This window comes from Microcoleus sp. B13-B6, from assembly GCF_036705405.1.
Lineage (GTDB): Bacteria > Cyanobacteriota > Cyanobacteriia > Cyanobacteriales > Microcoleaceae > Microcoleus.
This window is the reverse complement of the sequence record NZ_JAUBUJ010000029.1, coordinates 20,493-43,819: the sequence shown is the minus strand read 5'-3', so window position 1 is coordinate 43,819 and position 23,327 is coordinate 20,493. Positions and strand designations below refer to the sequence as shown.

Here is a 23,327-nt window from a genome sequence, read left to right as displayed (position 1 = left end):
TCCAAGCAAACATAATGAAAAAAAGTACCTTACTGATTCTTTATCTGATTCCTGTGCTCTTAGTAATTTGGTTTGTAGCTGCTTTTAGCGTCAATGTTCCCTTTAGGGATCAATGGGCATTAGTCCCTATTTTTGATAAAGTGACTGCGGGAACTTTAACCTTTAGACCTTTTTGGGCTTTACATAGTAACCACCGGATACCAGTCCCAAAAATTATTATGACTATACTCGCGTTTATATCCCATTGGAATATCAATTATGAAATATGTTTTAGCATTTTTTTATCTCTCATAACTTTTGGTATCCTCTATAAAATCTCTGAGATCACAGCCAAGGGTGTGAGCGCTCGTCTGTTCCATTTGACAAATATTTTAACCTGCTTTTTGGTCTTTTCCCTCGTTCAAGAAGAAAACTGGCTGTGGGGGTTCCAATTAGCATGGTTTTTGATTAATTTATGTGTTATTTTAGCGGTATATTGGCTGAATAAAAAATCCCAAATATCTGCTAAAAAGAGAATTTTTTTAGCAGGCATATTCTGTTTCGTGGCTAGCCTTTCATCCGCCCACGGCCTGCTATCTTGGCTCGCCGTCATCCCTTCATTATTTGCCCTCGAAGGAACAGTAAAGGATAAAATCCAGCGATTGGTAGGATGGGTGAGCATTTGGGTAGCTTTATTGGCTATATATACAATTAATTATCATCCTAAAAAGGGGAATTACCAAATAGATTCTTTGCAAGAACAGCCATTCCTCCTATTCGATTACTTTTTTAGCTTGCTCGGTGCGCCAATTGTCCGATTTCAGATGGTTTCAGCGGTTATAGGCTTAGTCATTTTTTCCGGTTTTTTTGGTATAAGTGTATATGTTATCAAAGTTCTCAAAATCTCTCAGTTCAAGTTTGTACCTGCTATCACAGAACTAACACCCTGGCTATCAATTGGTTTGTTTTCTCTGTTATGTTCTCTTGCAATTACGATTGGTCGGGTGCGATACGGGGTAGAACAGGCTTTGGAATCGAGATATACGACAACTTCTCTGTTGTTAATCATTGCTTTTGTTCAGATTGGTAATATATTTATATGTAACCAAAGAAAAAAAATGCAACTTTTGGTAGCCTGATTTATCCTGTTTTTACGGTTATTTTAGCTGGTACAATCACGCTCAATTCTGGGTTTGCAATTGCCAAAGCTCAAGCTGATATTCCCTACAAGCAAAGCATCAAAACTTGCTTAGAGCTAATTAATTATATGGAAAAATCCCCATTTCACGAATCAGAAGATAGCTGCCTCTTTCTGCTCAGTGGTGAAAAACCTTTGTTAATTAGAAAGCGTGCAGAAGTCCTCGATCGCATTGGGTTTAGACATTTCCCCAAAGACGTAGCTTTTATTAGCAATAATAGCGAAAACTACGGCTATCTTGACAACCCCCAGACAATAGATAAACCCTTAGTTGTCAAAAGCAACGATCGCATCCGGGTGACAGGCTGGGCAATTCTGCCAGATCGCCAGCAACAACCCACACTCGTGCTACTATCATTGGCAGACAAAAAATCATTTTTTGCCAATGCTTGTGTCACTCTGGATAGCCCTGATGTAGCCAAAGCGTTAAGGTCTAATCAGTATAGTCGCGTGAGGTGGGCTGTGGATTTTTCGGCGAAAAATTTGCCGATCGCCCAAACCGAAATTAAAGCTTGGGTGTATAATCCTGTGGACAACCAATTTGTCAGGTTGCGTGGTGGCGCTAGGATAAAAGTGGAGGATGAGGAGTGAAAATTTCTGTGATAATACCAGCCCACAATGAGGAGGGCTGTTTGTACGGTACTGTGCGGGCGATCGCCCAGACGCTCGATTTAGAAGGCATTCCGCACGAAATTTTGATTGTGAATGACAATAGTGTCGATCGAACTATTGATATTTGCCAGGAGTTGTCAGAGACTTTTCCCACAGTGAGATACATCAACAATCAGCCTCCCAACGGTTTCGGATTTGCTGTGCGCCGGGGATTGGCGGAATTTGACGGAGATGCAGCAGCAATTGTGATGGCGGATGCTTCCGACGATCCGATGGATTTGGTAGCAGGATACCGCAAGTTGCAAGAAGGATATGATTGCGTTTTCGGTTCCCGCTTTATCAAAGGTGGCTTGATAGTTGATTATCCAATTCACAAGTTAGCAATTAACCGCTTAGCAAACTGGTTTGTCAAAAGTATTTTCGGCTTGCGGTACAGCGATGTCACCAATGCTTTTAAAATTTACCGCCGAGAAGTAATTGAAGGCGTACAACCGATTTTGAGCCATCATTTTAATTTGACAGTGGAACTGCCTTTAAAAGCAATTGTTCGTGGTTTTTCCTATAAGGTAATTCCTTTGAGGTGGTACAATCGGACTGCTGGGATTTCTAAGCTGAAAATCAAAGAGATGGGCAGTAGGTATTTGTTTATTGTCTTGTACGTTTGGCTGGAAAAACATCTCTCTCGCGGCGACTACCACCGGACTAGAAAGATGAATGAATTGAAATTAGATTTATTGCCAAATTCAAGGAGGGAAGTTTTGACGGCGAAGGAATGATGACTAATGATTTTGGTACCGCAGCTATTGATACTTTGATGCAGATCGGAGATAATCAGTGCGATCGGTTAATCGTCATCCTACCTGGCATATTCTCGCGAGATGGAAAAATTCATGGCAACTTTGCGCTCTTCTCGCGGATTGCGTACAAAATCGAGTTTCCCGATTATAATGGTGAAGGGGATAAAAAGTAGGATAGTCAGCGATAATTTGACGAGAGAGGCGATGGGGAAGTTTGGGTTATAAAATATACCAAATTGGGAGGATTGAGTCATGGTTTTTACAGCCCAAGAAATGGCAAGATTGATGCCAGATGCCAGTCAATTAGAAAGTGACGAACCGGAAATGGAAAGTTCCCTACATTATATTCAACTAGCATTATTAGTTGCCTGTTTGGAATGGCAATGGCGCGAGCGCCACGACTTTTTTATTGGAGCAAACCTGACGGTTTACTACAGCCAGCAACAATTGCGGAATCGGGATTTTCGCGGTCCGGATTTTTTTCTGATCGCAAACACAGAAAAACGTCCGCGTCGTTCCTGGGTAGTTTGGGAAGAAGAGGGGAGATATCCCGATCTAATTATAGAATTGCTATCTAGTTCTACGGCAAGAGTCGATCGCAACGAAAAAAAGATATTATATCAGAATCGGTTTAGAACTCCCGAATACTTTTGGTTCGATCCTGAAGATTTAGATTTTAGCGGTTTTCGTTTAATCGGTCAAGAATATCAACCTATCATTGCCAATGAATTTGGTAGATTGTGGAGTGAGGTACTAGAATTATATCTGGGAATTCACGATGGGAAATTGCGTTATTTTACCCCAGATGGTGAGTTAGTTGCTACACCAGAGGAAGCTGCACTGCAAGCACAGGAGCGGGCCAATCGATTAGCGAATCAGTTGCGGGCTTTGGGCATTGAACCAGAATAGTTGAAGACTTACGCATTTCCGACCAAAGAAACCGGGTTTTTTATCTAATCTGCGGATTGCAGCGAAGGATTTTCGCAAAAAACCCGGTTTCTGGTCATCCGTGCGTCAGTCCTATAGTTGTCAAAATTCATTAAAAAGATGATTCGGTTTTAATGCGAGGTATACCTCAACACCCATTGTTCAATAATTTAACAGCAGTAATTAATCCTCTAAGAAAGTTGAGTCAATGCCTGAGAGAATTTTAATTGTGGGTGGTGCGGGTTTCATCGGCAGTTGTTTGGCAATTGGCCTGAAGAAACGGCACCCGGAATGGCAAATAATTTGTTTAGATAACCTGCGTCGCCGGGGCTCGGAATTGAATCTGCCGCGGCTTAAGAGTTGGGGGATTCAGTTTGTTTACGGGGATATTCGTACAGCGGCAGATTTAGATCCAGTTGCACTGAATGCTGACTGCATTATAGATTGTGCTGCGGAGCCTTCTGTGCTGGCTGGTTTTAGTTCGCCTCAGTACGTTTTGCAAACGAATTTACTGGGCACTGTGAATGTTTTGGAGTTGGCGAGACAAACGGGTGCGAGTTTGCTGTTTTTGTCTACGAGTCGGGTTTATCCGATCGCCAGTGTCAAATCTGTTAAGCTGTTAGAGTTGCCGAATAGATTTGCGATCGCCCCTGAGCAAACTTTACCCGGTATATCTGAGTTGGGCATATCAGAAGACTTCCCATTAAAAGGACACCGTTCGCTTTACGGAGCAACTAAATTAGCTTCGGAATTGCTGATTGAGGAATACAGGGAAGCATACAATGTGTCGGCAATTATTAACCGTTGCGGGTTAATTACCGGTGCTTGGCAAATGGGTAAAGTAGATCAGGGAGTTTGCGGTTTGTGGGTGGCGGCTCACTATTTTCAAAAGTCGCTGAATTATATCGGTTTTGGCGGCAGTGGGAAGCAAGTTAGGGATTTGCTGCACGTTGAAGATTTGTTGAGGTTAGTTAATTATCAGTTAGAACATTTTCCTGAATTTGATGGCGAAGTTTTTAATGTGGGCGGCGGTTTGAGCAACAGTCTTTCTTTAGTTGAGACAACTGATTTGTGCCAAAAGATTACGGGTAAATCGATTTCAATTAACCCTGTTTTGGAGGAACGCGCGGGGGATATTCCGATTTTTATTACGGATTCTTCTAGGGTGATGGAGAAAACAGGATGGCGGCCTGTTATTGGGCCGGAAGCAGCTTTGCAGGATATTTATGATTGGATTGCTGCTAATGAGGTGGTTTTAAGTTCGATTTTGTAGGGAGTTTTTTAATGGCAGATTGCAAATAGTAGGGTGCGTCGCTATGGGAAATTTCGCCACTATTTGAGTGACTAGAACCGACGCACCCTACGGCGAAATTTCATCCCCGTCTAAAATTCCCACCATTATTTTCATTAAATCCTCTAAATCGTCAGGCACTTTAAACAAATTGATATCTTGAAAAATAGTGTGCTGATTTCGGTCTAACTTGCCAAATCGCCAGACATCTCCCATTGTCACCGCACCGTAAAAGATATTTTGCTCTTCAACGTGAGACATCGCAATCAATTCTACAGCTAGTTGGGTAAATCCTCTAGTCATATCGTCGTTCTTTGCTTCAATGACTAGCAATTCTCGCTCGGATTTTACGAAATAATCTAAATTTCCCTTTAACCAGCTATTAACGTTGAGAGTATACTCAAATCGCAGTTGACATTTGCAGTACCGGATGATGTCCAGCAAAACTGGCGATACTAATGATTCTCTTCTAGCTGTTTCGCTGCTGAGACTGACAAAAAATAAAGTTTCTTTAATTCTTTGTTTGAGAAAAGCTATTTCTGCGAGTTCCCTAGGGGTATGCGGCAAAGACAACTCAGTTTTGATCAGCGAGTAATCAAATTCTGCTAAAATTTGATCCGTTTCGTAAGGTAACTCAAAGTATGAACGAAATGTATATTCTCGACCTTCCTGTAAGATTTTTTGCTTGGTCATTCTGTTTGAAATCGCCATGTATTTGTTTGTACATTATATATCAATTTTTCCAAGCTTAGAAGATGAGGAATAGCCATTTTTAACAGGACTCAGCATTTATCCCCAAACTTCTGTCAAATCCAAGACAAACCCCGGCAACACATCTTCACCGGACAAAGTAACAGGATTTTCCAGCACTTCTACATCTTGATTTTGCCTGTAAATTTCCACCTTTCTGTTTTTTCTATCTATCAACCAACCTAAACGAGCGCCATTGTTCATATACTCTTTCATCTTGGCTCGCAGCGGTTCCATGTTGTCAGTTTTAGAACGAAGTTCTACCACAAAATCAGGACACAAGGGAATAAAACTTTCTTTTTGTTTTGGGGTGAGCCCATCCCACCTTTCTTGACGCACCCAAGCTGCATCGGGAGAGCGATCTGCTCCATTGGGCAGGTGAAAACCAGTAGAAGAATTAAATGCTTTACCGAGTCTAGTCCGCCGATTCCACAGCCAGAGTTGCCCTTCTATATCCAGATTCCGATATCCTGTTTCGCCTCCGGTTGGTGGGTTCACGATTAATTCTCCTGTTGCTGTGCGTTCTAATTGTAACTCTCGATTGGCGATCGCCAATTCAACGAACTGTTCGTGGGTAACGGTGAGTGTTAGTGTTAGTGGAATATTGACGGGAAGGGCAGCGGATGATTGAGTTTGTGTCATCATTTTTGTCCTCAAGCTGATGCTTTAATGGCAGCTTCATCCTAATTGGACAAAGCCAGAAATGCGGGATACTTTGTAACTTTTATGATAACACTTAAAAGTGCCATCTACAAAGTGCGATCGCCCTTTTGTCCACCAAAGGTCGATCGCATCTGGTATCATAGAAAAAAAGTTCCCCGCCCCGACGCAAAAACATGATAACTTCTACAGTTGTTGCCCCATCGAAAATCTACTCTCTAGAAGCATGGATGGAAAGTCCACCGGATCGGCAAGAGTGGGTTGATGGCGAATTACTGGAGAAAAATGGCATAACTCTCAAGCATAGCAAGGTGCAAAGAAATCTTTACTTTTATTGGAGAAACTACAAAGAATCCAGCCGACAGGGAGAAAAAGTTTATACTGATGTTCCCTGCCGCACAAACAACCAGGGGCGCTATCCTGATGTTGCCTACCTTCCCCCGGAATTAGCAGCACAATTTGGCAATCTCAAAGTGCTGCCACAAAGTTTTCCTTTATGTGCTGAAATTGTTTCACCAACAGATTTGGCGGAAGATGTAATTGCTAAAGCTACAGAATATTTAGAATCGGGAAGTGAGGAAGTTTGGCTGGTATATCCTGAAAACCAATGGATTATTGTAGTAACAAAACAAACCAGAAGCATCTTTATTGCTGGGGAAGCTGTTAGCACTCAAATTGTTTTACCGGGTTTTAGTATTCCAGTAGATGAGTTATTAAAATGAGCGCTTTCCCTACATTCTCATTTTCAGCCTCCGACGGCAAGTGTCGATATTGAGGAAGATACTCACTTGTTGGGTTTCGATGCTTTAACAAACATTTGCCCTCCCAAAAACCGCCACAACCAAGGCAATTTTAAGTAAATTTTTAACAGCAAGGGCGAGGCCGGTCTGCCTTTCGTCGAAAAGGGCAAAAATCTCGGTACAATCAGGTCAATTTCAAACCCGACAGTTTGTAAAAGCTCTTGTAGCGATAAATGCGTTATCGGTAATTGATGGTCGATAAAATCGTAGTATTCCTTGTAGGAATATTTGAAATTAGGCTGAATTACCAATAGAGAACCGCTAGGCTTGAGGGCATCAAAGCAAAACGAGATAATTTCTACAAGTTCCTCTTTGTTGCGGAGGTGTTCAAAAAAGTTTGAGATAAAAATGCGATCGAACTGTTCGGTAAAAGATGTGTAATCTTCCAAATTCAACACATCAATATTAAGCACATTTACATCAGCATTAGCAAATAACTTTGAATCGGGATTAAGGTCAATTAAATATTTTTTTTTAGCCCGAATTTGATTGATAAACTCGCAGTAACCGCCGCCAATATCTAAAACGGTTGATTCGGGAGGAACATAATCTTGTAAGAATTCGTCAATTAAAACTTTCCATAGTGCCACCTTCGCTTGCATTTGTCGCAAATCAAAGCGGTTGGCATACAACTTTTTGAGATATGTGTCAGTTTTCATAGTAAAATAGCCTAGACTGAGTATGAGTTTATCACGCGATACAGCCAACTATGAATGTTATATCTACTGAAATACCGGAAGTTCTGATTATTGAGCCGAAAATTTTCGGAGACGATCGCGGTTTCTTTTTTGAGAGTTTCAATCACAAAGCTTTTGTAGAAAAAACAGGCGTGACGGCCGAATTTGTGCAAGACAATCATTCCAAATCTTCTAAAAATGTGCTGCGCGGTTTGCACTACCAACTGCAGCAGCCTCAAGGCAAATTGCTGCGGGTAGTTGCTGGCGAAATATTTGATGTAGCAGTGGATATTAGACAAAGTTCGCCGAATTTTGGAAAGTGGGTGGGGTGTTTGCTGAGTGCAGAAAATAAACGGCAATTTTGGGTGCCGGCGGGATTTGCACACGGTTTTTTAGTGGTTTCCCAGACTGCTGAAGTTTTGTATAAAACTACAGATTATTATGCACCGGCACACGAGCGGTGTATCCTGTGGAATGACCCCGATTTGGCGATCGACTGGCCGCTAGATGGTGCTCAACCCATCTTATCAGCTAAAGACCAAGCTGGACAAACGTTGAAAACAGCTCAAGTGTTTTGATTATGAAAATTTTACTCGCAGGTGGCAGCGGACAGCTAGCTCAAGAATTGCAGCCGATTTTATTATCTTCGGGAGAGGTAATTGCGGTCGATCGCACTCGCCTCGATTTATCCCAACCGGAAAGCATCCGTCAAGCAATGGCTGAAATTCAACCGAATTTAGTCGTCAATGGGGGTGCTTACACTGCGGTAGACAAAGCGGAAAGCGAACCGGAATTAGCAAACGCCATCAACGGCATTGCACCCGGAATTATCGCAGAAGAATGCGAAAAACTGGGAGCAAGTTTGATTCACTTTTCTACTGATTATGTATTTGACGGTAGCCACGGTTCTGCTTATCAGGAAACAGATTCTACGAACCCGCTGGGAACTTACGGCAAGTCCAAATTAGCAGGCGAGGAAGCAATTCGGCAAGCCGGAAACCGACATATTATTATTAGAACAGCCTGGGTTTACGGCAACGGTGGCAAAGGTAATTTTGTCAAAACCATGTTGAGGTTGGGAAAGGAAAGAGAAGAAATTCGAGTAGTAGCCGATCAGATCGGAAGTCCTACTTGGACGGGGGATTTAAGTGCGGCGACTTCGCAAATTATTCCTCTGCTTGGGCCAGAAAGTTTTGGGACTTATCAGTACACTAACAGCGGTGTTTGTAGTTGGTACGATTTTGCGATCGCCATTTTTGAGGAAGCAGCCAAACTCGGCTTTCCCCTAAAAATTCAGCGCGTAATTCCCATCACCACCTCCGAATATCCGACACCCGCAAAACGTCCCGCTTTTTCTGTCCTCTCTACAGTAAAAATATCAGCACTTCTAGGCACGTATCCTCCCCACTGGCGGCAAGGGCTCAGACAAATGCTGGCAAGAGAAGTGAAATAAAAATTCGAGTAAATCTGTAAAGTAGCCAGAAACCGGGTTTTTTCACCAAAATACTTGGTTCAAACCCTCAATCAAGTAAAAAACCCGGTTTCTTTAATCCCAGCGCGTACAACTTAGCCCAAATCGATTAAAAATATCGCCATCTACCAATCCATGAAAGTCAAGCAACAATATATTTTAATTGCCGCATCAATTCTCGGAATTCTAATACCAGCGTCATATATTTTGTACTTGATATCGCAAGCGGGAGACTTGTCTAATTTTGATTATTGGTGGATGACATGGAATTTTTATTCTGTAGACGGTTTCTCTACCAATCCTTTTAATTGGATATTTCGGGCGAACGAGCATTTTGTCTTGATTCCGGCAATTATTTATGGCTTGAATATAGTTGTCACCCAAGGTTCAAATATTGGTTTGTGTTTAGTTGCCTGGTTCTTGGCTTGGATTCAGTGCCACGTATTAATTGCTCTGCTGCCGTTAAATTTGAGGCGTTTTCCCCTGCAATTTATCTCGCTACTCCTTTGCATTTCTATTTTTAATTTTACTCCGGCGGCGGCTCACAATTGGATGCGGGGATTCAGTGGCGTTCACTGGATAATTGCTAATTTATTTGTGATTTGTTCGATATATTGTTTGCAATCCTATGCGACTTTGTTGGGTACACCGGGGGCGGGCACGGGGGCACCGCCCCTACGGAATGGTTGGGTAATTGGCAGCATTGTTTTTGGCGTTTTAGGCTGTATTAGTTACAGCACTCCTTTAGCTTTGTGGCCGATATTGTGTGCGGCTGCTGTTGTGCTGCGGTTTCCTCGGCGAATAACTTATTTGTATTTCATTGCTTCGATTGCGGTGATTGGCATTTATTTTTTAACTTATAAAACTCCATCTCATCACCCTTCTTTAACTAAAATTAACCCGCTCAAAACTCTCGAATATATTCCCACTTATCTCGGCGGAATTTTTAGCGAAAATATTATTGTTGCTTCAATTATTGGTATAATTGGTTTGATTGCAACGACGGGTTTTGTGGGTTATTGGCTATTTGTAAAAAAGGTCGATCGCCCGGATTGGCTGCCTTGGCTATCAATCCAACTTTACACGCTGCAAACGGCCTTAATGGCCGCTGTCAGTCGATCGGGATTTGGCGTCGAACAAGCCACCGCTTCCCGCTACGCCACACTCCCAGCTTTGTTTTGGATGAGTACAATTGTGCTGACAGTATTGTGGGTGCGCGAGTTGCAGCCAACACCAAGAATTCAAGGGCGTTGGCTGACACCGCTGTTTGCAGTCGCCACAGTCGCGATTATTTTAATGTACGGGGTGGGAGGCGAAACTGCAATGGCGATCGCCCGCAGAGCAACCTATCAACCGTTAGTAGCATTATCACTGCAATTAGGCATCACCGATGTAACCCTAATTAAAGACCGCGTAGGCAATAAACCCGCCGCTTTTGTCGGCTTAATCGACGCATTAAAAACTAACAACTTAGTGCCATTTAACCGAGACATCAAAAAACACAATTTTTGTGCAGCATTAGACACAAAACTCGACGCAAATTTACTGTCAGCGCCCAAAGACGGAGTACCCGGATATTTTGATACAGTAACTAAACTCGCACCCGCCGCCTCCAGAGTAATTGGCTGGGTAGGAGACCCCGAAAACAATGTAAAATGTATTGCCATTCTCAACCAAGAAAATGTCGTTCGAGGTTTCGCCATGTCAGGATTTCCCCGCCCAGATTTAGTTAAATTATTTGGCCATTCCTACGAATTCGCAGCTTGGAGAGGATACATTCAAACATCACCAACAGATAAACTATTGACAGCCTATGCCTCCTTTAAAAACCGCAAAGATTGGGTAGCCTTGCGAAACTCCCAAGTTATCAACAAAAACTAAAAAACCTCTCTTTCTCCTCCTCTGCGCCCTCTGCGCCCTCTGCGGTTAATAAAAAAATCTCATTGACAACACAAATGAAATAGAATAGCCCTATGCCAAAACATCTCAGCTTCGTAATCCCAGTTCACAACGAAGAAGCCACCCTCAAATTACTGTTTGACAAAATCCAAATTGTCATGTTCCAAACAGCAATTGACAGTTACGAAGTCATTTTCATAGATGACGGTAGCCGCGATTATTCCTGGCAAGAAATCACCGATTTAGCCAACAAACATCCCAAACTAATTAAAGCGATTAAAATGCGCCGCAACTTTGGCAAATCCGCCGCGCTTTCAGCAGGATTTCGCAATGCAGCAGGGATAATTATCTTTACTCTCGATGCTGACCTTCAGGATGACCCCGCTGAAATTCCCAAATTCTTACATCATTTAGAATCGGGATTTGATTTAGTTTCCGGTTGGCGAAAACAGCGGAACGACCCGCTTTCTAAAACTTTGCCTTCCAAGCTGTTTAATGCCGTTGCGTGTTTGCTGACTGGGGTGCAAATGCACGATATGAATTGCGGTTTTAAAGCGTATCGTAGGGAAGTTTTGCAGTCGATTAAATTGTACGGAGAATTGCACCGCTACATTCCGGCTTTAGCAAACAATTTAGGGTTTAAAATTGGCGAAGTAGTCGTGGAACATCATCCGCGCAAGCACGGAAAATCAAATTACGGCTGGGAACGTTATGCGCGGGGATTTATTGATTTGTTGACGGTGTTAGCCACGACGCAATATTTGCACAAACCGGGTCATTTGTTTGGAGGTTTGGGATTGTGTTTTGGGTTGGTTGGAACTGTTTCGCTGAGTTATTTGATAGTTATTTGGTTTCTGAATTTGGCGGGGATGAATTTTGGGCCGATCGGGAATCGACCTTTGTTATTTTTTGGGATTTTGTGTACAATTCTGTCGGTGCAGTTGATTTCTTTGGGGATTTTGGCTGAGTTGATGGCGCGGAATGTGGATGCTGATTATGTGGATAAGCAAATTAGCGAAATTATTGATGATTCGGGTTTTGATATTTAACCGCAGATTTGATTCGGCGGTTGAAACCGCTTCTATACAAACAAAGTCTGCCTTCGCAGACTGAATAAATATCTCATGTTTTGAAGAAGAGTATTATCTAATTTTAAACAGTATCCATTTGCCTTCTCGATCTACTATTTCTCCGTCAATATTTGGATGCCAATCGCTGCGAGTGAGGATATAATCGGCATGATAGTTTTTGGCTACTTTGACTAAATCCGCACTGCTGCGGCGGATGAAAAAGTCATTTCCTCCCCAAATCATTTGCGGGTTTAAGGGAACTCCTAAAACAGCTTCCATGCGATTTTGCCATTCTTTGATGCCTTTTTCTGTCAGGGGAAAGTTCTTGAAATTAACTACTATAGCTCTCTGAGAGAAAAACTGGAAGCTGGTAACTGAAGGTGGAATTAATACCAGTGCATCTTGACTGCTAATTTGTGAAAATCGCACCGCTAATTTGTTTACGTCGTCGCTGGGAACGGCATTAATATTAACTTTTTTTTGAAATATGTCTAACATTGGTTTTGGTAAAATGCCTGCTACCCCAAAAACCAAGATCGCGGTAGTTGCTAAAGCTAAGGCATGGGTGAGAATTTGTTTGATTGGTTTAGAAATGGATGTTTTTTCTAAAATAAAAGGCAAGGCAATAATTGAGAAAAGGATAGGTATGCTAATTATACGATCGCCTATTATTTCTCCTGAATTAGTCAGCGGATATATCAAGCTGAAAGTTAATGTTCCTGCTGTGAAAATCCACGGCAAAATAGTGTAGCGTTTGGGAATTATATATTTTTTGCTTTGCCAAATTGATAAAAATACAAATAAGGCTAAAAATAAAATACCTCGGTCAGGTAAAGTGAGGATAATTAACAGCAGCAAACCAATAGCTAGCTGTTTTGCTTGGTAAAGTCGATCGACTAGCAAGCTGATGGCAATAAATATGATTATTTGAGCAAAAGGTACGGTTCTAGCTAACTGGAGTTTGGCAATTAAAGCCACTGGGTAAACTTCTACAAATACATAATTAAGCAGCAGCCCAAAAATTGAGGTACTAATAATTACAGAAAAGTTAACTTTGTCTTCTTGGCGCAGTGAATCGGCAGTTTTGATGCACAATAAGCCACCAATGATCAAACATATAAAGTTGAACCAACTCCAAATATTCCAATTTGACGGGAGGATGTGGTGAGGATTCCGTACTTTTGCGTGAATGTATACAAACTCAGCATTCTCAATAGTTTGAGTGCCGGTAGTACCTGTTAGTAACATTGGCAAATAAACGATACTTGCCATTGCTGCTAAAAGTGCGATCGCCAAAATCAATGTTTTAAACTTCCGCTGTTTTACCGATTCAATAAATAAAACGGGAACCATCATCAATCCCGGCAACAAGCCAACTAAAAATTGCAGCAAACAACCCAGCCCAAAAAAGAAATATCCTGTCAGCCATTTTTGGCGCAAACTAAAGTAAATTCCCCAGATTGCGAAGGCCATCGCGAAGGTACTGGGTACTGATTTTGTGGAAAATATCAGCGTGTTACCAACATCTGTAAATGAAGCGGCTATACATAAAAAAGCCATCGCTGCTGCTGGCAGTTTGGAATTAGTATAGATATTGATAATTGCGTAGCAAGCTAGGATAAAGGAACCGAAGGCTAGGAATTGATAAATAAAATGCACCAACGGAATACTTAACCCTAAGTTGGCTAAGAAATAAATGATATAATAATAGTAGGATCTCGGATTAAATTTAACCATTTCCTGAACATGATAGTCATTTTTGTAGAGTTCAGGATTTAGCAGCGATTGGATTTGTGGCAATTCTGGAAAGTTGCCTCCAATGGGGAAAATATAGCCAGTTGCCATCAGGGAACCGATGATGACAAAAGTATAGAGAGATAGATTAAAATACCAGTTTGATTTTTGATGGTTCTGCATTGAGGGTTCAATTTACCTATTGACAGCTAAATTATTAATCTCCAGTTGGCATTGGTTTGTTAAATCCTGTTTGCTGCTACTCAATACCTCAAGCAGCAGATAAAGGGGATTTTTGCCCTCAACTAATAGATTTAAGCCGATCGCACTTTTTTGACTATCAGCCATCTCTGCTGAGTCTACTAATTTACCTTGCTTGTCCCACAACGTCAAGCGCAGGGCAATTCCCGGACATTGTTTGTTAGGTAAATTGAGTTTGCCGGTAACTTTTACTTTGTCTGAGATGGAACCTAAATACAGAAAAGATGTATCGAGTTTCTTGCTGTTTTTAATTGGATGAGTTACAATATTATATAGGTTATCCGATTCTTGACTCACTGAATAATTGGCAGTTGTGTAGATTGATTGATGCAAACTAATCCAATCTAACTGCGTGCCTGGTCGATCGACTATTTGCCGCTGCATCGCCTCCAGAGTCCTAACTGCCGTTGCTGTATCAGTCGGTCGCATCCTCCGGTAAACGCTGAGTGTCACGCCGTTTTCTAGCTTAAACTGTTCCGGTAGCAATTGGAAATCGCGGGCAATTTCCCAGTTTTGAGTAAAGGCATCGTACACAACTTTAACAACATCTTGTTCGTGCGATCGCAAAACTTGTTCGTCCGTCGATAACACCTGCTGAAAAGGTACAGCAACCACCGCATATTGTGACTGCAACAACTCCGGTAGCGGGTAAGTATCGCGCGAGTCAATTTGCGGCCTCCCGATTGTATTTAACTTCCACCAACCCTCCGGCGGGTTTAATTTGCGGTTAGCTTGTCTGAGTATGTTAGCATTGAAATTGTTAGAAGCACCGGCAATATAAATCGGTTCTTCGTTGGGTGCTGATTTTCGCAGAAACTCTACTAATTTTACAACTTCGTCGTAGTCCGATCGCACTAACGGCGGAAAATTACCCACAAACAGTCTTGGCAAATCAATTTTGAGAGGAATTAACCCGACTGCGGCATTTACAACCAGGTACAAACCCGCCGCGCCCAGCATGAAATACCGGACTTTTCCCTTGAGTGTCAGCCAAGTTGTCCAGAAAAATGTAGATAGTCCTAAAAGTGCGATCGGTGTAATATGAATTGTATAGTGCAAGTAGCCGTAACGCAAGACTAACAGCCATTCAATCAGCGACAAAACCCCAAACAACGAAACAAAAATAGCCGCCGCCGGAACCAGGATTCTGGTGAGAATTCCCGCCGAAAAACCAATCAGTACCAGCAGCCAAGTTCCCAAACCGTAAAAATCCGCATAACGAGTTAAAATATCATTTACAGGCAAACTCCAAGCGACATACAAATTGCGGTAGTCAACCGTCAGAGCACTGCGAGTAAAATCTCCCGCTACCAACATTAAAATAGTCAAGCTAGTTGCAGCTATCAAACCCAATTTTACACCTGATTCAAACAAGTATCTGTAGGGAAACGACACTGCCACGTCCTTGTCTTTGGGAGATGACAATGCGGTTTTTTTACGGTATATTAGTATAATAAACTCGATGAAAGCCTGTAAAGCCGCTGCACCAAAAAATGCGATCGCACTATAAGCAAAATGGCGCCGCAACAGAATGGCCGCCGCCAGCAAAAACCCAATTAATGGGATTTTCCACCAAGATTTCAGCTTAACATCCTGCAAATAAACCAAAATTGCCAAGGCTACAAACACACAGCCGCCAGTATCCAGATATCCCCGCAGAGTCGGTATCCAACTCATAGGAATTAATAAACTCAGCAGCACCGTTGACCAAAACACCCGGCGGGGATAAACTGGAATTAGCTTGGCAGAAATTGCCCCCAACAACAGGCGAAACGGCAGCACATAAATCAGGGATACGCTGAGAATGTAACTCAGCCGAGACTTGCCAAATAAGAGAATAAACGGCACTAACGGCAGAGAAATTAACAGGTTTTTTTCCTTAGATAGCGATTCTATAACTCCGCGCCATGCTTTATCTGGCGAGTCTCGAAATAAATTTGCCGTGTTGACTGTAGCAGTATTGTATCCCGCGTAATCCCACCAATAAAAAGTATGTTCGCTAGATACATAGATTGATGTTACTGCAACTGTGACTAGAACAAGCACAAACAGGAAAAAGCCATCAATTAGAAATTTTCGAGGCAATTTAAAAGAAACAAAATCAAATAATCCCATCAGTCTAGCAACCCTAAATAACTCCTAAACTTCCTCTTTCTCTCTTGCTTCGCGCCCTTCGCGCCTTCGCGGTTCGTTAACTTACCTTAAAACAGTACCTTGCAAAAAATCCTCCAACTTTTCTGCATATTGCCGATTCGCGATCGCGCTTGGATGAATGTCATGAGGTAAATTATTATTGGCAGGTATTTTCAAATCAACCGAAATATCCGCCGTAGCAATTCCCTCCTGACTTAACTCCCCCAACATCTTAGCAGAACCCGCATTAATTCCCGCAACAACTAACTTAACACTGTTAGCCTCAGCCACACGGTGAAACTCTTGAATAATTGCCTTAGAAAGGTCACGGCTTCTATACAACCCCTCTTCAAATTGATTGTAATTAACCTCCCAAAAATGGCTGAATGCAGAAACCCGCATCAGCGGGAACTCGCGATATTCAAGTTTGGCCATGCTGTAGGTAAAATTATTTTCTTTATTCAGCCTCGCATCGGGCTGAAATAGAATACCGAGTTTATTCCAAGCAGCCATTTGCTTTCTTCTCGCCCTTAACAAAGTATTGCGGCGGTCATGAAATCCCGCATAAGCAATCACCGCAATTTTGGGTTTATTTCCTTGTTTGAGTGCTGCTTTGAATTGAATCAATGAGTGCAGCGTTCCGTAGCCGTTAACGCCAAAATTCACTATTTCATATTTGGGTAATTTCTCTTGCAACAACCAAGCATAAGTTTCGCTATCATTCAATGACCAACCGTAGGTAAAAGAACAGCCAAATATCGAAATTTCCGGCTTTTTTGACGATAAATTGTAAGTAGTGAGGGGATGTGTGATTCTTAAACTATTATTGAGATGAGTTGTATTAAATGAGTAATTGCCGTTAATTATCACCTTGAATTTTCCAGGCAAATGTTTGTAGCCGAGTTCCGAATCTTTAGTGAAAAAGTTACCTTTTGGTTCGACCGCAACATCAACATTTTCTATTTGCCAGGGTTTGTATCCCGCAACTCGCAAGACAATTTCAGCCGTAGTGGTAGATAAAAAAATTGGAAAAATTAGATATGTTATTAATCTGAAAATAGAGGTTTTAATAAATTTTTTTTTCATAATTTATCGTAGGGGCGGGTTTCACCAACCATATCGGCGTAAGACCAACAATATAATAAACCCGCCCCCGCCCAACGAATAATCGGAATCTACATTTTTTTGGATGATCTCGAACATCAGGTTAATCTAGATTATCGGTTGTGTGGGGGCGGGTTTATTTAAATTGTTTGTGAACATCAAATATTGTTTGTAAAACCCGCCCCTACAGGCAATTGTAGGGGCGGATTTCACCAACTATCTATGTCTAAAACAAACAATCTCGTAAACCCGCCCAACCGAGGGATTAATTCCTAATAACCAGGCTCCTCCTCGTACTCAGGAGTCTTAGTCTTCTCAGGGATATTCACCCGAGGAGCCTGGTAAGGCTTCGGTGCCTCATCGTCAGCCCAAGCATCCGCCTCCACATCATCCTCGTACTCGTACTGCACCACCGGCTGCTTCGGGCGAGAAATTTCCGCGCGAGTGTACTGCGGCTTCTCCTCGTACTCCTCCTCGTAATCGTCCTCCTCACCGCCCCAATTATCCTCTTCGTAATCGTCGTAATCGTCGCTTATTGGCTCAGGCTGCTGTACCTGCACCGCGCGCATCGGCTGGCGAACCGCAGGCCGATTCCACTCTAAATCCTCATCCCAAGGAACTTCCTCCACCGCAGGCGCAGCTACCCGGCTCCGCATTTCCGGTGCAGGTATCCGCACCCCCGGGCCCAATTGATTTCCCGTAGCCACGGGTTTCGGATAATAACCTGCCTCGTCCTCTTCTCGTTCCCAAGGTGCTTGGCCCAAACCAACGCGCTCCAGCAAACCCACACTAAGCTGCCTGAGCCTTTCCTCGGAACCTTCAAACACAATCAAGCGATTCGGGCCGCTGCTGACAATTTCTTCAATCCCCAACTCGTAAGTGCTGAGAACTTGGTCGGGGATTTGGGGGATTCCCAGGGAAGCGATAATTATAGAAACTAACTTACCGTCTTCGGGATCGAACCTAAAGCCCCGTACCCTACCTAAAAGTTCGCCAGTTTCGGTAATAACTTCGCTGTTAATCAAAATGCTGTAGACTTCAACATCAACATCATCTTCGATCGCGCTCTCATCTTCCACCAACAGCACGTCGCCGATTTCGCTGACATTGCTGAGGAACATAAACCTCGGCATTCCAGCGACCGCGAATATATTATCACGCAGACCGATCGCCACAACTTCCCGCCGATCGATGTCCACCCACAATTGACTAACCACCCCCAAGCGTTTACCTCTGTCGCGGGTGATGACTTGAGTGCCGAGAATATCGGAGCGTTGGCAAATTTGTTCTGATGTCATTCTAAGTTTAGTCCTGATTTATCATAAAAATGGGCCTAAAACCCCCGTGCTTCTAGCACGGCTTTGCTGTATGCTTGTAGTAGTGGAAAGGTAATCAACCACTCTAAAAACCTAGCTGTCAAAAGACAAAGCGCTGAACCTTGAAAATTGAATCTAAGCGGTTCTACTGCATTTTTCTAGACTCCACCTCGCAGTAGGTAAAAGATTCAGAGGAGCTAGACAAACAGCATTTGAAGCGAATTTGCTTCAAACTGAAACAGGACTTGCCTAAAAGCAAATAGGGTAGGGCATACCCGAATTAACTCTTGGGGAGAGTCCCACCTCTGGGCTAGAGACTTCAAGGAATCTAGTTTAAGTGGTCTCGGTGAGCCAAGAATCCTCGTACCTTCAGGTCGAGGAGTGTCAATAAGTACATATATCACTCAACACGATCGTCAACCGACACTCCGGGACTACAACTTCAGTCAGTCGATTTTAGATTTTAGATTTTAGATTTTAGATTTACTCCACAGAGGAATGTGGGAGCTGGAACTAGGGTCTAAAATTTTGATCTATCCACGACTGTTGTCGGCGGCTTGTACCCGTTTTTGGGTAGGGTCATCAACAGAGACTCCGGGACTACAACTTCAGTCCTATGACTTGAGTATAAGCTCCCCGTGCTTGAGTAACACCAATTGTACGCTCAGCCGATTGAATCATAGGTCGCCGCAAACTCACAACAATAAACTGGGCTTGTTCAGACTGTCGTTTTATCATTCTAGCTAATCGCTCCACATTTGCCCCATCCAGAAACATATCCACTTCATCAAAAGCGTAGAACGTAGACGGGCGGTAGCGTTGCAGCGCAAAAATAAAACTCAGCGCCGTCAACGACTTTTCGCCTCCAGACATGGAAGCCAGTCGCTGTACGGGTTTGCCCTTCGGGTGAGCGACCAAATTCAAGCCACTGCTGAAGGGGTCTTCCTGGTCATCTAGCTGGAGATAGCCATCGCCTTCGGAAAGTTCCGCAAAGATAGTCTGGAAGTTCTCGTTAACCGCGTCGAAAGCTTCTTTAAAAGCGCGTCGCCTGAGTGTGGTAAAGTTTTCGATTCTCAACAGCAGTTCAGTGCGTTCTCCTTCCAATGTCGTCAATTTTTGACTTAATTCTTGAAGGCGTTCTTGAGTGCGGTTGTACTCTTCCAAGGCTAGCATATTGACTGGTTCTAAAGCTTGAATGCGTTTGGCGATCGCCTTTACTTCCTGCTGCAATTCGGTCAAATTGGCTTTCTCGACATTTTCAGGAATCGACGGCACGGGGTCGGGCATTTCCGCCCGCTGCGTTTCCAAGAGAGTGCGGATTGCGGCCAATTGTTCCCGGCGTTCTTGCTGGGTTTCGTGGAGTTTTTGCAACTGCCATTGTAACTGTTGTTTGGCTAAATGCTGTTCTCGCAATTGAGATTCCGCCCGATCGCGCTCTCCCTTTTCCACGCCCAATTTTTCCTCAATTTCCCCCAAAGCCGCCTTAGCTGCGGCAATTTGTCCATCGAGTTCTAACTGCTGCGAAACAATGCGATCGAGTGCATCCGCCCCCGCGTTTTGCTGCAATTGCCATTCCTGCAATTTCTCGCTGCCTTCCTTAATTTTCTCTTCCAAACGCCCGAATTGATTTTCCAAGTCTACAAGGCGCTGCTGGACGTTTCTCAGAGCCAATTCTCGCTCTTGGAGTTGCGCTTCCAGAGCGCGCAAACTCGATTGCATTTGCTGCCATTCGCTGTGACTGTTCGACTCTTCCAACTGCGCCAAAGTTTGCCGGTACTGCTGCAATTGAGTTTCCTGTGCGGGCAATTCTCGTTCCAGCAACTGCAATCTCGATCGCGAATCAGTTAATTCCTGTGTGTTTTTCGCAATTTGCGATCGCACTTGTTCCTGTTGCCCTTGCAAATTCTTAATTTCTGACTCCAACTGTTCCAATCGCAACTGATTTTCGCGCAAATTCTGTTTCGCTTCCATCAATTCTTGGCTGCGAGTTTTCACTGCAATAGACGCGCGATCGATCGCAATTTTGCACCGTTCCAAAATCCGCTCAATTTCCTCCAACCTTTCTTGCAAAGACGCGATCGTCCGCGCTTCACTAGCAGCCTCACTAGCCTCAACCGTGCCAAAATGCAAAGTAGATCTATTAGTAGAACTTCCCCCAGTCATCGCCCCGCTAGTTTCCAAAATTTCCCCGTCCAAAGTGACAATCCGGTACTGTCCCAAATAGCGGCGAGCATCGCTGAGGTTGCTAAACACAACCGTACTGCCAAAAACGTAAGCAAAAATTTCCTGATACCGGGAATCGCAGTCAATCAAATTAACAGCCGCATCCACAAACCCAGCCGCGCGCCGCAAATTTTCATTCACCGAATACCTGCCGCCCCTAATCTTATTCAAAGGCAAAAACGTCATCCTTCCCGCCCGTTTTTGTTTCAACAATTCGATCGCAGCAGCAGCCACGCTGTCATCTTCCACCACCATATTTCCCATGCGCCCGCCCGCCGCAATTTCCAGCGCCAACTGATAGCGCGGTTCTACCCTACCCAGTTGAGCCACCAAGCCACAAACTCCGCCAATCCCGCTTTGCGCGACAATTTTTGCAGTAAACGTTCCCGTCGCTTCTTGCATTGCTTGAAACTGCACCTCTAGTTTGTCTAATTTGCGCTGTCTTTCCCGCTGTTCTTCCAACAAACGAGTTTGAGTTTCCTGTTGCAGTTGCAATTCTTGTTCGGCTTCGACTAAAATCTGATTTAGCGATTCTACTTGCAAAGATGCCACGCCTTTGGTTTCCACAAGGCGAGATTGTTGCTCTTTTTTCGCTGCAATTTCCTGTTCCAATACTTGCAGCGATTGGTTTTGTTCTTGAATTTGACTTTGCAGGCGATCGGCTCTTTCTCCGATAGTAGCTTGTTCTGTACGCTGCGGTTCCAAAGTTTGTTGAATTGTTTCGATTTGGCGGTGCAGTTCCGTTTGCTGCTGTACCCAAGCTTCGGCCGTCGAGGCGATCGCATTTGCAACTTCCCGACTTTCATCTAAACTTTGCTGGGCTGCGTCCCGCTGTTCCTGCAAACTTCCTGTTTGAGACTTAACATAAGATATTTCTATCTCAATTTGCTCCAAACTTTGCCGGAATTGGCGAACTTCTTCCTCGGTTTGTGCTATGTTAGCAGCTATTTGCCCAGCAGTTTTTTCCAAATCCTGTTTGCGGTTTTGCAGTTGCCGCCGTTCCGCTTCCTGAGTCGCAATCGTCGCTTGCAAAGCCAACAATTCCGACTCTCCCAAAGCTTTAACGCGGGCATTCAGCGCGTCGAGTTCCGCCGTTGCTTCTTGAATTTGGGTACTAATTGCTTGCAGTTGTTCGGTGAGAGATGCAGAAGTGCGATCGCCCGTTTCGATTTGTTCTCGCAGCTTCCATTCTTGCTGCTGCAATTGGCGGAATTTCAGCACAATTTCCCATTGCGACTTTTCTTGAAATTCCGCCCGCAATTTTTGATATTTTTCCGCTTTTGTGCGATCGGAAGCCAGTCTATCGCGCTGAGAAATCAGCTCTTTTTCCACAATACTGCTGCGTTCTTCCACCTCCTTAACTTCATCCAACTTCTGCCTAGCTAAAGAGATTTTGCGATCGAACTGAGCCACCCCAGCCAATTCGTCAATGATTTCTCTTCGTTCCTTAGAATTCATCGAAATAATGCTGGTAACGTCTCCTTGCAGGACGACGTTATAGCCTTCGGGATAAATTCGCAAGCGGTTGAGTTGTTCGTGAAGTTGAGTCAGCGTGCAAGGTTGACCGTTAATGTAATAAGTTGAAGTGTAAGTACCTTGGCGAGTTACCCGAAGTTTGCGCGTCACACTCCACTCATCCGGTTTGGGATTTTGGATTTTGGATTTTTTATTAGTAGCGAGTAGTTGTCCGTTGTTGTCTTGAGTTGCTGCGATTTCAATCTCTTCTACGTCTTCAACAGATAACTCATCCGATTTTGGATTTTGGATTTTTGATTTTCGATTGACAGGAGATGATTGGCCGTTGTTGTCTAGAGTTTCGGCAGTTTCTATCCCTTCGGCTTCTGCAACTAGAGGCGATTCTTGATTGACAGGAGATGATTGGCCGTTGTTGTCTAGAGTTTCGGCAGTTTCTATCCCTTCAACTTCCTCTGCTTCAACAGATAACTCATCTGCTGCATTTTCATCCTCATCTTCATCCTGCGCGAACCATTCCTCCCCCACATCTTCCAGGGCAAAAGTCGCAGTCACGCTAGCTTCGATCGTACCGCGTTTGTTTTGGGCGCTGTTCACCAAATCCGGCAAACGTTCAGCCCGCATTCCCTTAGAACTCGAAAGTCCGAGACAAAACAGCAAAGCGTCGAGGATGTTGGACTTCCCAGAACCGTTGGGCCCGGAAACCACAGTAAAACCGGGCAGCACGGGAATGGCCGTCGTGCCGCCAAAAGATTTAAAGTTAGTCAGTTCGATCCGCTTAATGTGAACCATATGCTAGGAGTAGCTTTGGCTCTAGGTTGTTGTCACAGGGTAGCACAGGCAATGGGGCGATCGACAATGTGTTAACTTTCTAGCATTGTTGATCGAACCGATATCTTACACCTTCGTCAACAACCCAGCCGGCTTTTACTTCAAAAGATCGTTGACAAAA

Annotated in this window: 20 protein-coding genes; 11 read left to right on the top strand and 9 right to left on the bottom strand. The window is 43.6% G+C overall.

Translation table 11 applies throughout. From position 1 onward, the window contains the following. Nucleotides 1-14 precede the first annotated feature (14 nt). The 6 genes from QUB35_RS15360 (at nt 15) to QUB35_RS15335 (ending at nt 4,786) form a co-directional block, all read left to right on the top strand. Nucleotides 15-1,118 carry a hypothetical protein gene (locus tag QUB35_RS15360; RefSeq protein ID WP_333142718.1) on the top strand — a complete coding sequence of 368 codons (1,104 nt, stop codon included), beginning with the start codon at nt 15-17 and terminating at the stop codon, nt 1,116-1,118. Between the two features lie 128 nt (nt 1,119-1,246). Beyond that, the gene (locus QUB35_RS15355; protein ID WP_333142717.1) at nt 1,247-1,768 is read left to right on the top strand and encodes a hypothetical protein; all 522 of its coding nucleotides are present in this window, start codon (nt 1,247-1,249) and stop codon (nt 1,766-1,768) included. Next, on the top strand, nt 1,765-2,565 hold the full coding sequence (locus tag QUB35_RS15350) for a glycosyltransferase family 2 protein (RefSeq protein ID WP_333142716.1): 801 nt from the start codon (nt 1,765-1,767) through the stop codon (nt 2,563-2,565). The genes QUB35_RS15355 and QUB35_RS15350 overlap by 4 nt, the downstream gene beginning before the upstream one ends. After that, complete coding sequence (locus tag QUB35_RS15345; RefSeq protein ID WP_333142715.1) at nt 2,565-2,759, top strand: hypothetical protein; 195 nt, start codon at nt 2,565-2,567, stop codon at nt 2,757-2,759. The genes QUB35_RS15350 and QUB35_RS15345 overlap by 1 nt, the downstream gene beginning before the upstream one ends. Before the next feature lie 79 nt (nt 2,760-2,838). Then, nucleotides 2,839-3,495 carry a Uma2 family endonuclease gene (locus tag QUB35_RS15340; protein ID WP_333102862.1) on the top strand — a complete coding sequence of 219 codons (657 nt, stop codon included), beginning with the start codon at nt 2,839-2,841 and terminating at the stop codon, nt 3,493-3,495. 226 nt (nt 3,496-3,721) lie between these two features. Next, on the top strand, nt 3,722-4,786 hold the full coding sequence (locus QUB35_RS15335; protein ID WP_333142714.1) for an NAD-dependent epimerase/dehydratase family protein: 1,065 nt from the start codon (nt 3,722-3,724) through the stop codon (nt 4,784-4,786). An 87-nt stretch (nt 4,787-4,873) separates the two neighbouring features. Here QUB35_RS15335 and QUB35_RS15330 read toward each other — a convergent pair whose 3' ends face one another. The 3 genes from QUB35_RS15330 to QUB35_RS15320 form a co-directional block, all read right to left on the bottom strand. Further along, nucleotides 4,874-5,497 (bottom strand): hypothetical protein, encoded by a 624-nt coding sequence (locus tag QUB35_RS15330; RefSeq protein WP_333142713.1) that lies wholly within the window; start codon nt 5,495-5,497, stop codon nt 4,874-4,876. 96 nt (nt 5,498-5,593) lie between these two features. Then, nucleotides 5,594-6,196, bottom strand: a complete 603-nt coding sequence (locus QUB35_RS15325) for a Uma2 family endonuclease (protein WP_333142712.1) — start codon at nt 6,194-6,196, stop codon at nt 5,594-5,596. A 36-nt stretch (nt 6,197-6,232) separates the two neighbouring features. Further along, on the bottom strand, nt 6,233-6,358 hold the full coding sequence (locus QUB35_RS15320) for a hypothetical protein (RefSeq protein WP_333142711.1): 126 nt from the start codon (nt 6,356-6,358) through the stop codon (nt 6,233-6,235). Nucleotides 6,359-6,390: 32 nt separating this feature from the next. Here QUB35_RS15320 and QUB35_RS15315 point away from each other — a divergent pair, with 32 nt between their 5' ends. Next, a complete protein-coding gene (locus tag QUB35_RS15315) occupies nt 6,391-6,936 on the top strand; it encodes a Uma2 family endonuclease (RefSeq protein ID WP_333142710.1) in 546 nt (181 codons plus the stop codon). Nucleotides 6,937-6,998: 62 nt separating this feature from the next. Here QUB35_RS15315 and QUB35_RS15310 read toward each other — a convergent pair whose 3' ends face one another. Continuing rightward, entirely contained in the window at nt 6,999-7,673 is a 675-nt protein-coding gene (locus QUB35_RS15310; protein WP_333142709.1) for a methyltransferase domain-containing protein, read from the bottom strand. A 50-nt stretch (nt 7,674-7,723) separates the two neighbouring features. Between QUB35_RS15310 and rfbC the strand changes: the two genes are divergently transcribed. The 4 genes from rfbC (at nt 7,724) to QUB35_RS15290 (ending at nt 12,110) form a co-directional block, all read left to right on the top strand. After that, on the top strand, nt 7,724-8,269 hold the full coding sequence (gene rfbC, locus QUB35_RS15305; RefSeq protein ID WP_333142708.1) for a dTDP-4-dehydrorhamnose 3,5-epimerase: 546 nt from the start codon (nt 7,724-7,726) through the stop codon (nt 8,267-8,269). Between the two features lie 2 nt (nt 8,270-8,271). Then, nucleotides 8,272-9,144 carry a dTDP-4-dehydrorhamnose reductase gene (rfbD, locus tag QUB35_RS15300; RefSeq protein WP_333142707.1) on the top strand — a complete coding sequence of 291 codons (873 nt, stop codon included), beginning with the start codon at nt 8,272-8,274 and terminating at the stop codon, nt 9,142-9,144. Between the two features lie 153 nt (nt 9,145-9,297). Further along, a complete protein-coding gene (locus QUB35_RS15295; protein WP_333142706.1) occupies nt 9,298-11,043 on the top strand; it encodes a hypothetical protein in 1,746 nt (581 codons plus the stop codon). 92 nt (nt 11,044-11,135) lie between these two features. Continuing rightward, the gene (locus QUB35_RS15290) at nt 11,136-12,110 is read left to right on the top strand and encodes a glycosyltransferase family 2 protein (protein ID WP_333142705.1); all 975 of its coding nucleotides are present in this window, start codon (nt 11,136-11,138) and stop codon (nt 12,108-12,110) included. 93 nt (nt 12,111-12,203) lie between these two features. Here QUB35_RS15290 and QUB35_RS15285 read toward each other — a convergent pair whose 3' ends face one another. The 5 genes from QUB35_RS15285 to smc all read right to left on the bottom strand — a co-directional run bounded on the left by QUB35_RS15285 (nt 12,204) and on the right by smc (nt 23,167). Continuing rightward, nucleotides 12,204-14,048: a DUF6798 domain-containing protein gene (locus tag QUB35_RS15285; RefSeq protein WP_333142704.1), complete on the bottom strand. Its 1,845-nt coding sequence runs from the start codon at nt 14,046-14,048 to the stop codon at nt 12,204-12,206. A 12-nt stretch (nt 14,049-14,060) separates the two neighbouring features. Further along, nucleotides 14,061-16,241, bottom strand: a complete 2,181-nt coding sequence (locus QUB35_RS15280) for a hypothetical protein (RefSeq protein WP_333142703.1) — start codon at nt 16,239-16,241, stop codon at nt 14,061-14,063. Nucleotides 16,242-16,322: 81 nt separating this feature from the next. Then, nucleotides 16,323-17,252 carry an SGNH/GDSL hydrolase family protein gene (locus tag QUB35_RS15275; protein WP_333142702.1) on the bottom strand — a complete coding sequence of 310 codons (930 nt, stop codon included), beginning with the start codon at nt 17,250-17,252 and terminating at the stop codon, nt 16,323-16,325. A gap of 383 nt (nt 17,253-17,635) precedes the next feature. Then, nucleotides 17,636-18,661 (bottom strand): PRC-barrel domain-containing protein, encoded by a 1,026-nt coding sequence (locus tag QUB35_RS15270; protein WP_333142701.1) that lies wholly within the window; start codon nt 18,659-18,661, stop codon nt 17,636-17,638. A 618-nt stretch (nt 18,662-19,279) separates the two neighbouring features. Then, nucleotides 19,280-23,167 (bottom strand): chromosome segregation protein SMC, encoded by a 3,888-nt coding sequence (gene smc / locus QUB35_RS15265; RefSeq protein ID WP_333142700.1) that lies wholly within the window; start codon nt 23,165-23,167, stop codon nt 19,280-19,282. Nucleotides 23,168-23,327: the final 160 nt, after the last annotated feature.